The organism is Roseococcus sp. SYP-B2431 (genome assembly GCF_004336745.1).
Taxonomy (GTDB): Bacteria; Pseudomonadota; Alphaproteobacteria; order Acetobacterales; family Acetobacteraceae; genus Roseococcus.
This window is the reverse complement of sequence record NZ_SJXD01000009.1, coordinates 1-12,700: the sequence shown is the minus strand read 5'-3', so window position 1 is coordinate 12,700 and position 12,700 is coordinate 1. Positions and strand designations below refer to the sequence as shown.

12 protein-coding genes, 1 tRNA gene and 1 pseudogene are annotated in these 12,700 nt (G+C 64.5%); 6 read left to right on the top strand and 8 right to left on the bottom strand.

The genetic code is table 11. The features are described from left to right. The 6 genes from EJV46_RS23520 to EJV46_RS01360 all read right to left on the bottom strand — a co-directional run. A partial coding sequence (locus EJV46_RS23520; protein ID WP_206020672.1) for an RtcB family protein occupies nt 1-292 on the bottom strand: 292 nt, incomplete at its 3' end. A gap of 62 nt (nt 293-354) precedes the next feature. After that, complete coding sequence (locus tag EJV46_RS01380) at nt 355-3,657, bottom strand: DEAD/DEAH box helicase (protein WP_131546800.1); 3,303 nt, start codon at nt 3,655-3,657, stop codon at nt 355-357. Between the two features lie 61 nt (nt 3,658-3,718). Then, nucleotides 3,719-4,411: a hypothetical protein gene (locus tag EJV46_RS01375; protein ID WP_131546799.1), complete on the bottom strand. Its 693-nt coding sequence runs from the start codon at nt 4,409-4,411 to the stop codon at nt 3,719-3,721. A gap of 305 nt (nt 4,412-4,716) precedes the next feature. Further along, nucleotides 4,717-4,968: a hypothetical protein gene (locus tag EJV46_RS01370; RefSeq protein ID WP_206020671.1), complete on the bottom strand. Its 252-nt coding sequence runs from the start codon at nt 4,966-4,968 to the stop codon at nt 4,717-4,719. Further along, on the bottom strand, nt 4,965-5,159 hold the full coding sequence (locus EJV46_RS01365; protein ID WP_131546798.1) for a hypothetical protein: 195 nt from the start codon (nt 5,157-5,159) through the stop codon (nt 4,965-4,967). Before EJV46_RS01365 ends, EJV46_RS01370 begins: the two co-directional genes overlap by 4 nt. Before the next feature lie 5 nt (nt 5,160-5,164). Further along, the gene (locus EJV46_RS01360) at nt 5,165-5,407 is read right to left on the bottom strand and encodes a hypothetical protein (RefSeq protein WP_131546797.1); all 243 of its coding nucleotides are present in this window, start codon (nt 5,405-5,407) and stop codon (nt 5,165-5,167) included. A gap of 101 nt (nt 5,408-5,508) precedes the next feature. On the opposite strand from EJV46_RS01360, the gene EJV46_RS01355 reads away from it, so the two are divergent. Further along, nucleotides 5,509-5,919: an SOS response-associated peptidase family protein gene (locus EJV46_RS01355; RefSeq protein ID WP_131546796.1), complete on the top strand. Its 411-nt coding sequence runs from the start codon at nt 5,509-5,511 to the stop codon at nt 5,917-5,919. A gap of 166 nt (nt 5,920-6,085) precedes the next feature. On the opposite strand, the gene EJV46_RS01345 is transcribed toward EJV46_RS01355, so the two are convergent. Continuing rightward, on the bottom strand, nt 6,086-6,925 hold the full coding sequence (locus EJV46_RS01345) for an IS5 family transposase (RefSeq protein WP_206020673.1): 840 nt from the start codon (nt 6,923-6,925) through the stop codon (nt 6,086-6,088). Between EJV46_RS01345 and EJV46_RS01340 the strand changes: the two are divergent. From EJV46_RS01340 to EJV46_RS23515, 5 genes and pseudogenes are all read left to right on the top strand, one after another. Beyond that, a pseudogene (locus EJV46_RS01340) lies at nt 6,902-7,186 on the top strand (IS3 family transposase); the annotation flags it as partial. The gene EJV46_RS01345 and the pseudogene EJV46_RS01340 overlap by 24 nt on opposite strands. A 490-nt stretch (nt 7,187-7,676) precedes the next feature. Next, complete coding sequence (locus EJV46_RS01335; protein WP_165585271.1) at nt 7,677-7,877, top strand: helix-turn-helix domain-containing protein; 201 nt, start codon at nt 7,677-7,679, stop codon at nt 7,875-7,877. A gap of 197 nt (nt 7,878-8,074) precedes the next feature. Further along, the gene (locus EJV46_RS01330; protein ID WP_131546792.1) at nt 8,075-9,736 is read left to right on the top strand and encodes a site-specific integrase; all 1,662 of its coding nucleotides are present in this window, start codon (nt 8,075-8,077) and stop codon (nt 9,734-9,736) included. Continuing rightward, complete coding sequence (locus tag EJV46_RS01325) at nt 9,736-10,884, top strand: tyrosine-type recombinase/integrase (protein ID WP_131546791.1); 1,149 nt, start codon at nt 9,736-9,738, stop codon at nt 10,882-10,884. Before EJV46_RS01330 ends, EJV46_RS01325 begins: the two co-directional genes overlap by 1 nt. Beyond that, a complete protein-coding gene (locus EJV46_RS23515; RefSeq protein WP_370323055.1) occupies nt 10,769-12,616 on the top strand; it encodes a recombinase family protein in 1,848 nt (615 codons plus the stop codon). Before EJV46_RS01325 ends, EJV46_RS23515 begins: the two co-directional genes overlap by 116 nt. Here EJV46_RS23515 and EJV46_RS01310 read toward each other — a convergent pair. Next, a tRNA-Met gene (locus EJV46_RS01310) sits at nt 12,573-12,649 on the bottom strand. The genes EJV46_RS23515 and EJV46_RS01310 overlap by 44 nt on opposite strands. Between the last annotated feature and the right edge of the window lie 51 nt (nt 12,650-12,700).

Below are 12,700 nucleotides of genomic sequence, written 5' to 3'. Positions count from 1 at the left end.
CTCCACCCCGGTGATGATTTCCACTACGCCTCCCGCCTCCGTCCTTACCGGCGCTCCAAAGAACGCCCGTACAAACACAAGGCAGGTTCAACATCATTGTGGTAGGCGGCCGTCGCCGGATGGGTACCCCTGCCCCATGGACCGTCGACGATAGGAGGGCCTCCGCCTCCGGCCCTGCGATGCCCTCCAGGATCACGGCGTCATCGCCCATCGAACCACCAACGAAGCCACGCTGGCCGGGAAAGGCCGGCGTAGCGCCCTTCCGCACGACCCAGGCCGGCGCGCCTTCCACTTCGACGATGTGAGATCCCGATGACCTGCTCAGCCGAGGAACTCCCGACCGTTCGCACTGCGTCACTCGTTTGCCGCCGTCGATCCGCCGGCCACGAAGGTCTTCAACTCCTCAAGATCCTTCGAAACCTCTCTGAACGCCTCGAGTGCAAACGCTTGTTCAACCTTAGTTCGGACCTGCGTCCAATCGTCGGTAGGTTGCCTATCGAGATATGCTGCAATGCTTTCAAAGCGAAGTTCCACCGCAGGACGGGACGGTGTCTCCATGCTCCGGCGGATCAAGTAGTGATAGGGCGTTCGGCAGCCGTGGCGAATAAGATTGGGTAGAAAAGTAACCATTGGGCGCGTTGGCGGCGCTCCGGGCTCCTCAGCCAACCGGTCAGCTACCTGGACCAGCACTCCGCATAGGAAACCCAGATCGGGCGCCAAACGCAGGGCGAACCGACGGGCCCGCTGCGCTCGACTGTCTGCCTTCGTAGGCCTTTTCACGACGCCCTCGTGGGCGGCGACGAACGCACAGATCTCCGCCTCCATGTGGGTGAGGTTCTTTCCAGAAAGCCACGCCACAAGGACAAGCTTTAGCCCATCACGGATCGTTGTCCGACCGCCGGGAGCGGCGATCAGGGCGTCGTAAGAACGACCGAATACGCGACCTAACGACTCCGGACGGAGGAACACGTCGAAGATTGGGGATTCGGGGTCCAACTGGTCGAGGAGCCAAGCGATCCAGTCGTTGGCTTCTGTCGCGTTTAGGGGCGCGGACGAATAAGCCCCCGCTAGGGCGGCGATGAAGGAGGCGTTTGCGCCGGTCCGGGCTGCCAGTTCCTCCTGCCAAGGCAACTGCGGCATCGGCGTGATTTCGGTGAACTGCGCTTCCAGGGTGGCCCGGCGCTGCGATAGCCAAAGCTTCGCGCCTTCCAAATTTTGCTGAGACCGTCGCCAAAATCCGAAGGTTCTTCCGCCAAGCGAGTCGAAACCCTCAACGCCTACACGGCCCTCGCCGAATGAAACTGATAGACGACGCAACAAATACTGCGCCTCTTCACCCGCTACACCTTTCTCCTCAATTTGGTCAAAAAGGGCCGCGAGAGGATCCTCCAACGGCAGGCATTGATCGCTGTCTGAAAAGACAATTTTTACCTCCGCGTCGTCTGACAGGGCCTTATCCGACGGTCTACAACTCAGGGGTATTGCCGGAATTACGATGGCCAGCCCCGTAGATGCTTGACCAGCGCGGCCCGCCCGGCCCAACGCGTTCAGGATCTCGTAGGCCATGAGCGGCTCGCGTGCCTCGCCCTCCTCTTCGCCAAGGCGGTCTGTGCCCGCCAAGATCACCACTTCGCATGGAAGATTCAGCCCTTGAGCGAGTGTGGACGTGGCAGCCAACACAGAAACTCCGCTGCCACTGTCGCGGAACAGCCCCTCGACGAGTTCCCGCTCGCCGCGCAACAATTCGCCATGGTGGACGGCGGCCCGGTGCGAACCGGCATCATATATCGCAGCCTTAACGCCAAGTTCCTCGATGATGCTGTCTCGGAGGGCGACCTGCGACCCACTTAGCGGCTGGTCGACTTTTCCGCCCGGGCCCGTGTTGAGGACGGAGGCGACGCTGACACACGTACGAATGTTCTCGCAGAACACTATGACTTTGAGTCCAGCGTCAGCAAAGCCTTGCGCCAAGCGGGCGGCGACAACTCCACGATTCGATGTGAGCCATGGGCCAGTTCCCTTCCTTAGGGGAATTGGCTGAGCGGAAAGGGGACGTAGCGCAAGCTTGTCTGGGGCGCGAGGATTCCAGCCTGACACCAAGGAGAACAGCCCCACGGGCTTCGCATCGAGGTTGGGTGTCGTGGAACCCGAAGCCATAGGGGAGCTGATGGAGGAGCGCAGACGAGCAAGCTCATCGCTATCATAAGTGACGCATGCTCTAAGCTGGCGGGTCGGTTTCCAGCGATCATCGAACGTCTGCACTGGCCGGCGCAGCAAACTCTCGAGCCAGGATGCCACTTGGCTGCCGTTGCTGACCATCGCCGAAAGGAGCAGGACGTCTGCCTCCTTTCGAACCGTTAGAAACGTCAGCAGGCATAGCATCGCATCGATCCCGCGCCTGCCTATACGCTGGGGCGGAGTTTCAGTCGCAGGCCGGGAAACTCCGAGCAGGTGAAATTCGTCGAAAACGAGAAGTCCAACGTTTGCGAATAAGCGTGGAGCAAATGTCAATAGAGCAAGGCATCGCTCCGGGGTGGCCACCGCCAAATCAGGGAGCGCCTCAATCACATCATCCAACGTAATGTCTTCGATGCTGCCGGCTCGGGCAATGCCGGAGATCCTTGCGTTCAGATCGCGCTCGACTTGACTGACCAGAGCGTGAGTAGGCGCGAGGTAGAGTACACTCTCGCCGCTGGCCAGGGTCGCCGCGATCTTGAGTGTCGCTAGCGTCGTTTTCCCCGAGCCAGTGGGCGTTGTCATGACCAGAGACTGGCCCTTGTTCAAGTAGCCCGTTTGGAGGCAGGAGCGATGGTTTGACCATAGGAATGGCCAGCGACCTGCTTCGGCCTTCAACCAGGCCTGCCACGTCGTTTCGTCGGCGCCTCCAGGCGTCGGAGTACGCACCAAGGCGGCACTTGCCAGGGTCTTGCTCGCACGCCCTAGGAGCGCAGCCAAATGGTGGGGACCAGCGTACATGGATACTGTATCGACGGAGCTTCCGTCGGACCGTTCCATCATCTTGGGGGCGTCTACGGCCAGATGCCGCACCCGCGCGAACCGTGCCTCGGCGTCAGCAATTGCTTCGTCCCCGACGTCGCCGAGTCCCACTTGCGCCAACAGCCGGACGCCGCGGAGCAGTTCGCGGAACATGAGGTTGGCGGCACGGCCGTGGATATCGTCCGCGCCAAGCCCCTCCCGTTCGGGATCGATTCCGACAACCCTTCCGAATGCACCTTGGCAGAACGAGCGGACAGCAATGATCAACGCCCGGCGCACGGGCGCCATCTCGCCGCCAGTGGTCCGAATTGCCTTTGCGGCCTCCAGTGCATCGGACGGCTGCTCAGCGATGAGGAACAGCAACGCCGCGGCAATGTCGCCCCCGATTGCGTCCTCATCGAGCCTCGCCGGTCGTTCGTCTCGAGCCCGAAGCTCAATGATACGGGCGGTAACTTGGCGAGCGGCGCCTGCAACGAAAGCTGCTGAACGGGTTTGCTCAGGAAATAAGCCCAGAGCGGTATAGCTTTCGTAGGTGTCAGCAAGGCGCCGCATTCGCGACAAGAGATCATTAAGTTCAGAGAGAACTTGTTCTGGCTGCCCACGCAGCCTGAGACGAGCGGACGCTATATCGACATAAGCGGCGGTTAGCTGCTCGACCACGGCGTCTCCGTCGAGCCCTGGAAGAGTCGGAACTCGTCGCACCAGTGCGGACGTTGCGGGATCAAACACCGGCTTCTATCTCATGCACCCGTGCAATGACCTGATCGGCCAGCTCCTGCAGACGCAGGCGAATGTCATCTATCGGCATGACTTCGCCGTTGCGGACGGTGTGTGGCAATGGCGCCTTCACTTCAAAATCATTGAAAATGTGCCCGTAGCCACCCTTTTTCATGTCTGCTGGCTCGGCAGTAACCGCTACCCGATATTGGCGAAGCTGGCTCCAAATGGCGCCGTCAATGGCCGCAACCCTATCATCCTCGGACATGAGCGTATCTACGAGCGCGGTAACAGCGTCCACGAGTTCAAGGTCTTTAGCCCCAGCCTCGGTGTCCAGTAGTTCTGGCCATACGCTGCTCGTTATAGTATTGCGGGGGTTAACTGTCGCCTTGTCCTCACACAGCACAAGCCGCGTCAATGCGCCGTTGGAAACCTCCAAGAACAACCCGTCGAATCCTTTGTCGGCCACGCGGACGTGGGGTGCCTTGGCTTTGGCAGTAGGATACTGCTGTGTACCGGCGATCCAGGAGACGTGCTGGAATAATAAGCCGTCGCGGTGGGCCACTCGCGCGTCAAGCTTCTTGCGAGCCGCCCCCGAAATATCTGGATCTGGATCCGCGAGCGCACTGGCAATATCGGCAGTATTGACGGTAAGTAGGTCGATGGCATTAACGATTTCGGAACCACCAAAGCGCATTGGTGGTGTCTCGAGTTCGTCGATGATTCTCCGGGCATGCGTCGGGCGTCGCAAATAAATGGCGGCAAGAGCGCGGCAGAATGCGGCCGAATCTGAGACAGACCAAATTGATAGCCCACAGCTTGTGAGAGTCGCGTCTGTTTGAATTTTAAGGAACACTCATGCACCCGCATTAGTCGCGTCAAATCGCCACAATGCTTTATGACACGACACAGCCTACGAACGTCAAGGCGAGATCGTCCTTTTAACTCGGGTCGTTCATCGAAGCGGTCCCACAGAATGGCACTTTCATTTTGTTGGCGACGTCACTGATCCAGCTCGTCAGCCGCCTCACGGAAGGAGCGGAGCCCAGACTCCCCCGGAGCCGCCGGCTTTGACCGCCTGAGCCAGGAATCTGACGTCCGCCGCATCTCGATCAGCTCGTCCGGGAAGCAACGGTTCTGGAAGGCCATCACGTCCTCGAAGCTGCCGTGCATCCGCCGATCCCAGTCTTCCGGCATCAGCAGCACCGGCATGCGGTCGTGGACGGGGCGGATCGCCTCGTTGCATTCCGTCATGACGCCGGAATAGACCGGCCCCCACTCGTCGCTGTGCTGTCGAAGGCGTCCGCGGCCGCCAGCGCCTCCAGGGTCGGCCGGCCCACGCCGGAGCGGCGCGCCACCTCCTCCACTGACCCGAAGGGCGCGCCATGGGACGCCCCGTCGAGCAGCGAGAAGTTGGACCGGGCGCCGACCTCCGCGTAGCGCATGCCGCTCAGGCCGTGTGGGGCTGTCCAGGCACGCGCCGCATGACCACGAAGCCGGCCCGCTCCAGGTAGCCAGCCAGATGCTCGGCCGCGAGGGCCGCGACGAGATCGCGGCCGGTCGCGGAGCGGTTCGGCCGGCCCCGCTCGTCGTAGCTCAGCCCATAGGCCAGGGCCTCGACCACCTCCTTGGCCGAGGCGGGGACCAGCTGCGCCGGGGCATTCGGATCGGTCTCGAAGCGGGCGTCTGGCATGAGGTGTCCCGGGCTATGTTCTTGTTGTGTTCTGGTCCGCCCGATGCGATGAAGTCGAGTCAGGAGGCCCCGCCGGGGGCGATCGAGGAAGGATCGGCACGATGACCGCGGATCTTCTGGAACGCGTGGACGAGGTGGGCGACGGCCGGCCGGGATCGCTGGGCGTGGTGCTTCGCCGCCACCCCAAGACGGGGCAGCGCCACGTGGACCGGCTCGTCTGGGGCCTGCTGCCGCACGACACCCGGGATCCGCGGACGGCGCCGCGTCCGCTCCACGCGCGGGCTGAGACGGTCGCGAGCCTGCCGATCTTTGCGGACGCCTTCCGTCATCGGCGGGCCATCGTCCCCGTGGACGAGATCCAGCAGCGCAACACGCGCCAGGTGGGCGGGCCCGCGCGCTACGCACCACCCGGCGGGACGGGAGGACCATGGCCGTCGCCGGGCCTGTGGGAAGGCTACCGGGGGCCAGACGGCGAGGTCATCCGCACCTACGCCGATGCCTGCCAAGCGTGAGCTCATCGATACCGGCACCGACAAGCGCTCTGTGCGCCGCGACGCCGAGGGCAAGTTCAAGGAGTCGGACGACGTGGGGAAGTCCCTAGCGGCGGACCAGCGGCAACAGGCGAAGACGACCGCAAAGCCGGGACAGGGCGACAAGCCTAAGTGACCGTTTGAGAACTCAGCGATGTGCGATCCTGCGCAGGAGAAGGGCACCCATCGCGAGGTGGATCATGGCCTCGGAGACGTCGAGGCGTTGCTCGTAGTCTCGGACCAGGCGTCGCCAGCGGATCATCCAGCCGAAGGTCCGCTCCACCACCCAGCGCCTTGGGAGGATGTGGAAGCCCTTTGGATCGGAGCGCCTGACGATCTCGACGACGAAGTCGAGGAAGGCCGCCTTATCCATCAGCCTCGTTCGGTCGTAGCCCGCATCCGCGGAGAGGTGCTTGAGCCAAGGCCAGCGCTTTCGGATGGCGGCGAGGATCGTCTGGGCACCTGCGCTGTCCGACACATCGGCCGTGGTGAGATGGACCTTGAGCAGACGCCCATCCGTGTCCACGGCGACATGACGCTTGCGTCCGACGATCCGCTTGCCTCCGTCATAGCCTCGCACCTCAGCGAAGGGCGCTTTCACCGTCTGGCTGTCGAGAACCCCACCACTGGGGCTTGCCTCCCGCCCTACCGCCTCGCGGTCCAGCATCAGCGCCACGTCATGGATGGTGCGGAACAGCAGGCGCCGCACGAAGCGGCGAAACCACCAATAGACGGTCTGCCACGGCCCGAAGTGGATCGGCAGCATCCGCCAGCCCCCGCCCGAGCGCGCCAGGTAGCGGATCGCGTTCAGCATCTCTCGCAAGTCCACCGATGGCTTCCTGCCCCGTTTCGGCGGCTTGGGCATCAGCGGCTCGACCTGCGCCCACTCCTCATCCGTCAGATCAGACGGGTAGCGCTTCGTCTTGCGGGAAATCTTGGCCATCCGGCGGCGCGTCTCTCGGGTCCCCGGCACGCATTTCCCGGCCATGGCCAAATGCGCCCTGAGCAGCAGGAAATCGATCGTCTCCGGCGGGAGGTCGCCAAGCTCGAGGCGGAGCGTGACATCTTAAAAAAGGCCGCGGCGTACTTCGCCAGGGACGCGACATGAAGTTCACTTTCATCGCAGGGCACAGGACGATTTGGCCCCTGTCCTGGATTTGCTCGGCGCTGGGCGTCTCGCGTTCGGGTTTCCATGCCTGGCTGACGCGCCGGCCTGGCCAGCGTGTTCTGGACGATGAGCTCATCGCCCCCAAGGTCCGCGCAAGCCCGGAATGGCAAAGGCAGAACAGAACGGCGCAACCACGGGTCCTGCGATCCCTGGCATTGAACGCCAATCTCGTCCCGCCCCACCACCACCTGCCCAAGGCGATCTTTTCGGTGGTGACGAACACGAGACGCCATCGACCGCGCCAGCGCGCCTGTAGGACCATGAGCTCGACGTTGGACTGAGCCGCAATTCCAGCCAGAATTCGTCACCCGGTGACGACATGACCTCTACGGATTTCCCGGTCGTGACAGCCTTCTCGGGGGATGGCCGCGCTCCCGCCCAGCCGAGTCTGCCCCTCCCTGCCTCCAGTGGAGTGCGTTCGCGCGCCTGCTGATCGGGCGGCGAGTGCTGGCGCGCGTGCGGCGGAGAATGCCCTGCTGATCCCCCTGGTCCGTGCGCTGGCGCGGCTGGCGGCGGCGGAGGCCCGAGCGTCGGCCATTCATGCTCACCCGCCAGCATCCGAGGATACCCCGTGACCAGTTCCTTCCCGACGAACAACCGTCAGCCCCTGCGTCTGCTCTCGATCGCCACGGTGGCCGACTTGACCGACCTCTCGACCAAAACCGTGCGCCGGATGATCACGCGCGGGGACCTGCGCGTGATCCGCGTGGGCCGGCAGATCCGCGTCTCCGAGGATGACCTCTCGATGTTCCTGCACCAGCGCCGCGAGTAGGTCGCCCTATCCACTCATGTCCAATTAAGTATTAATCGTAAATCAGGTTCGTGAATACCTTACATCTTCAATCTCTATGTTCTGCTTCTTGCCGTATTCACGAAATGTGACTAGCTTCCGACCCTGTCTTCACGAGGCCATTCGTGTCCACTTCTTCAGCTTCACGTAGCCCTTCAGCTAACGTCCGGCAACTGAATTTGGCGGACATCCTGGCGCGCATCGCGGAGGACGAGGCTCTCGCCGACCGTCAGCGCCAGGACATGGCCTCCGCATTGCGCGCCATCGGCAAGGCGGTCGGGCAGCCACTCGAGGCCATCCGCGCGCATCCCAGCTATATTCGGGAGCGGCTCAAGGACTTCGCCCCGGCGATGATCGGGCTGACCGACCGGCGCTGGGGCAATGTGCTGAGCTTGGCGCGCGCAGCCCTGCGGCATGGCGGCGTGCCGCTCACCCCGGGTCGGCACCGTGAGGCCTTCGCGCCGAAATGGGCGGCCCTGTTCCGGCCGCTGACCCAGATGCACACCCGGATCGCGCTGTCCCGCCTGGCGCGGTACTGCAGCATCCGCGGTATCGACCCGGAGCAGCTGGACGACACGGCTTTCGCCGCCTTCGGCGAGGATCTGGCCACCAATGCACTGACCAAGCTCCCCCACAAGATCCACCAAAAGGCGGCGGTGATCTGGAACCAGGCAGCCGAGACTGTCCCCGGCTGGCCGGGGCAGCGCCTGATCGTCCCGAGCTATCGGCGGACCTACGCGCTGCCCTGGGAGACCTTCCCGGCCTCCCTCAAGGCCGACGTGGACGCCTATCTGCGCCGACTGGCCAATGATGACCTGCTCGATGATCTCGACTTCAAGCCGCTCAAGCCGGCCTCGGTCCGCACCCGGTCCCACCAGATCCACGCCTACCTGTCGGCATTGGTGCATCGTGGTCGGGCCCCGGAGAGCCTTCGGATGCTCAGCGACGTCGTCGCCATCAATGTGGTCAAGGACGGCCTGCGGTTCTTCCTCGATCGCGCCGAGGACACGTCCACCAAGCAGGCGCACAGCATGGCCGGGATGCTCCGGACCATCGCCCGCCACTGGGTCCGTGTCGGGCCCGCCGATCTGGCGCTGCTGCAGGCGCTCTGCAAGCGGCTCGATCCGAAACAGGTCGGGATGACGGAGACCAATCGCAGCCGACTGCGGCAGTTCGACGACGCCAGCAACGTGCGCCAGCTGTTCACCCTGCCCGATGCGCTCATGGCCGAGGCGACGCGGATCGATCCCCCCACGCCGGCTGCGGCGCTGCTCGCCCAGACGGCGTTGGCGCTGGAGATCCTCTTGATGGCGCCGGTGCGGCGGCGGAACCTGGCGCAGCTCGATCTCGAACGGCACCTGGACCGGTCCCGCAAAGGCCGCGTGCTCCTGCGGATTCCGGGCGCCGAGGTCAAGAATGGCATGGATATCGAGGCGGCGCTGCCGGATCGATCGGTGCGCCTGATGGACCGCTACCTCGAGAGCTACCGGCCGCTGCTGCTCGCCGGGCCCTCGCCCTACCTGTTCCCCGGTCTGGCCGGTCGGCCGAAAAGCTGTGAGCGGCTGGCGCTGCAGATCACCTCCACCATCAAGGAGCGGATCGGACTCAAGGTGCACCTGCACCTGTTCCGGCATCTCGGGGCCAAGCTCTATCTGGACGCCAATCCCGGTGGGTATGGCGTCGTTCGTCTGGTGATGGGCCATCGCTCCATCGACACCACGACGAAGTTCTACTGCGGCCTGGAGACGGGCGCGGCCATGCGGCGGTTCGATGACCACGTGCTGGGCCTGCGTGAGGAACTGTCGCAGCCCAATGCGCCCGGCAAGCGGATGCGCGGCTGATGGTCGGCAGCCTTAGGCCCGACAAGGATCCCAAGCGCCGCTGCCTCCGTGTTGAGGAATGGCCGGCGGCGGACCAGCGCGCCTGGCGCGCCGCCATCGAGCCGGGTGATGTGCTGGATCCCGGCGGCGCGGGTGCCAAGTGGGCGGCTGCCACCCGCCGCGGGGTTCGCGCTTCGTATGGGCGTTGGCTGACCTGGTTGATGGCCGCTGGGAACCTGGACCAGGAACTGGGTCCGGAAGTGCGCGTAACGCCTGAAGCTGTTGCCGCCTACGTCGAGGAACTCCAGCGCCTGAACGCACCCAGCACCGTGCTGACCCGAGTGCGGTTCCTGGCCTGTGCGTTGAATGCCATGGTACCCCGGCATGACTGGGACTGGCTCTGGACTGTCGGTACCCGGCTCAAGCGCAAGGCCCGACCGGGGAGGAATAGGGGTGAGCGGCTTGTGCCGCAGGCGCAGTTGCTGGCCCTCGGTCGGACTCTGATGGCGGAGGCCGAATCCCGGCACGTCGGATCCGCCTCACGCCGGGCCGCGCGGTACCGCGACGGGCTGATGATTGCCGTGTTGGCAGCGCGGCCGCTGCGCCTGCGCAATTTCACCGCGATCGCCATCGGGCGGCACCTGGTCCGCGTCGGAGCAGGCTATGTGCTGTTGTTCGAGGCCCAGGAAACCAAAACGCGCGTGCCGCTGGAGTTCCCCTTTCCGATGAACCTCATTCCAGAACTTGAACGCTACCTGGCCCAATACCGGCCGGTGCTGGTGGCCCAGGCCACGATCGGTCACGGTCCCCGTGGCCGTGCGGCGGCCGGCGATGCGTTGTGGGTTTCGACCGAGGGGTCAGCGATGTCCCAACGCGGGATCTTCGGGCGCATTGTGGAGTTCACGGCGGCGCGGCTCGGCAAGCGGATGAACCCTCACCTCTTTCGCACCAGCGCGGCGACCTCGGTGGCGCTGAACGATCCCGATCACCTCCACATCAACAAGAGCATCCTGGGCCACACCACGATCGCCACCTCCGAGCGCTACTACAACCATGCGCAGGCGGTCGGCGCGTCGGGCTGCTATCAGGACCAGATCCTTGCCATGCGCCGCGAACTCACGTCGCCGGAGCGCCGGCCGCACCGCGATCGCCGAGCAGGCCAGGAGTAGTCCGATGCGTGTCGCCATCTATGCGCGCTACAGCAGCGATGCGCAGTCCGAGCAATCGATCGAGGACCAGGCGCGAATCTGCCGGGCCCGGGCTGAACGCGAGGGCTGGCAGGTGGTCGACGTTTATGCCGACTACGCCATCTCGGGCGCGACAGCAGGCCGGCCACGCTTTCAGCAGCTGATCACCGATGCCCGGGCCGGTCGGTTCGAGGTGATCCTCGCCGAGGCGCTGGACCGCATCAGCCGCGACCAGGAGCACATCGCCGGCTTCCACAAGCAGACCGCTTTCGCCGGCGTGCGGGTGGTGACGATTGCCGAGGGCGATATCTCGGAGCTGCATGTCGGCCTCAAGGGCACGATGTCGGCCTTGTTCCTCAAGGACCTCGCGCAAAAGACCCATCGTGGCCTGGAAGGGCGCGTGCGCACTGGGCGGAGCGGCGGTGGGCTGAGTTACGGCTACCGCGTGCGACGGGGCCTCAGGGCGGACGGCACGCCGATCACCGGCGAGATGGAGATTGCAGCGGAGGAGGCTTCCATCGTGCGGCGGATCTTCGCGGCCTATGCCGGCGGCCAGTCGCCGCGCTCGATTGCCAAGCAGCTCAATGCCGAGGGCGTGCCGGGGCCGCGGGGCGGGAAATGGACGGCGTCACTCCTGCTGGGCGGCGCCGGCCGCGAAACCGGCCTGTTGCGCAACCGGCTCTATGTCGGCGAGCGGGTGTGGAACCGGCAGCGCTTCATCAAGGATCCGAACACCGGCAAACGGGTGGCGCGGCCGAATCCGCGCGAAGCCTGGGTCATCAGCGCCGCGCCGGAACTGGCCATCATAGATGCCGAGGTTTGGGAGGCTGCTCAGGGTAGGCTTGCTGACGCGCGGCGCATCCTTGGCGCGGGAAACGCTTCCGACGCTACCACAGACCAATCTTCGCCTGGGAACATCGGGACGCGCCTTGCCTCGGCGCGCCGGCCAACCTGGCCGCTTTCCGGCTTGGTGCGCTGCGGGGTGTGCCATGGCCTGCTGTCGGTGATGGGCAGCAAGGGCCGGTTGGGCTGTGCGAACCATGTGGAACGGGGAACCTGCAGCAATCCGCGCACCCTGCTGCGGGACGTATTGCTGCGCCGGGTCCTGGTTGGCCTCAAGGAGCGCCTGCTGGCACCCGAATTGGTCGAGGAGTTCGTCCACACCTACGTCACCGAGGTGAACGCCGCCAATCGGGACATCGGCGCCCGCCGTGCCGGGCTGGAACAGCAGCGGGCCAAATTGGCCCGGCAGATTCGGAATCTGCTTGAGTTGCTCAAGGACGGCCATGGCGGCGTGGCGATGGCCACGGAACTGCGGGACCTGGAGCGTCGGCAAGAAACGCTTGGGACCGAGATTGTCGCAGCGGGCGTGCCGGAGCTGGTGCCAACCCTGCATCCGAACCTGCCGGGGCTCTACCGCCGCCATGTCGAGCGGCTGGAAGCAGCCTTGGCGGATCCGACGACGGCGATGGCGGCAACCGAAGCCCTGCGTGGGTTGATCGACGCGATCCTGGTATTTCCGGGCGAGCGCCGCGGCGAGTTGACCGTCACGTTGCGCGGCGATCTGGCAGCCTTCCTGCACGCTGCAAACAGCACCCCGAACGCCGAAACGGCCGCTGCCCTTGTAGGGCACGGCCGTTCTGGATTTGGTCGTGTTGTATTGGGATCGTTGGATGCGGGGACAGGATTTGAACCTGTGACCTTCAGGTTATGAGCCTGACGAGCTACCGGGCTGCTCCACCCCGCGGTGGTGAGTGTGTTTTCGGTTGGGTGGCCTGGCGCTGACCGACTCTCCCGC

Bases quoted from the DNA above. Each gene is read 5' to 3' on its own strand.
- EJV46_RS01375 (WP_131546799.1), bottom strand. From the start codon at position 4,411: ATGCGCTTTGGTGGTTCCGAAATCGTTAATGCCATCGACCTACTTACC.
- EJV46_RS01370 (WP_206020671.1), bottom strand. From the start codon at position 4,968: ATGACGGAATGCAACGAGGCGATCCGCCCCGTCCACGACCGCATGCCG.
- EJV46_RS01365 (WP_131546798.1), bottom strand. From the start codon at position 5,159: ATGCGCTACGCGGAGGTCGGCGCCCGGTCCAACTTCTCGCTGCTCGAC.
- EJV46_RS01360 (WP_131546797.1), bottom strand. From the start codon at position 5,407: ATGCCAGACGCCCGCTTCGAGACCGATCCGAATGCCCCGGCGCAGCTG.
- EJV46_RS01355 (WP_131546796.1), top strand. From the start codon at position 5,509: ATGACCGCGGATCTTCTGGAACGCGTGGACGAGGTGGGCGACGGCCGG.
- EJV46_RS01345 (WP_206020673.1), bottom strand. From the start codon at position 6,925: ATGGCCGGGAAATGCGTGCCGGGGACCCGAGAGACGCGCCGCCGGATG.
- EJV46_RS01325 (WP_131546791.1), top strand. From the start codon at position 9,736: ATGGTCGGCAGCCTTAGGCCCGACAAGGATCCCAAGCGCCGCTGCCTC.
- EJV46_RS23515 (WP_370323055.1), top strand. From the start codon at position 10,769: ATGCGCAGGCGGTCGGCGCGTCGGGCTGCTATCAGGACCAGATCCTTG.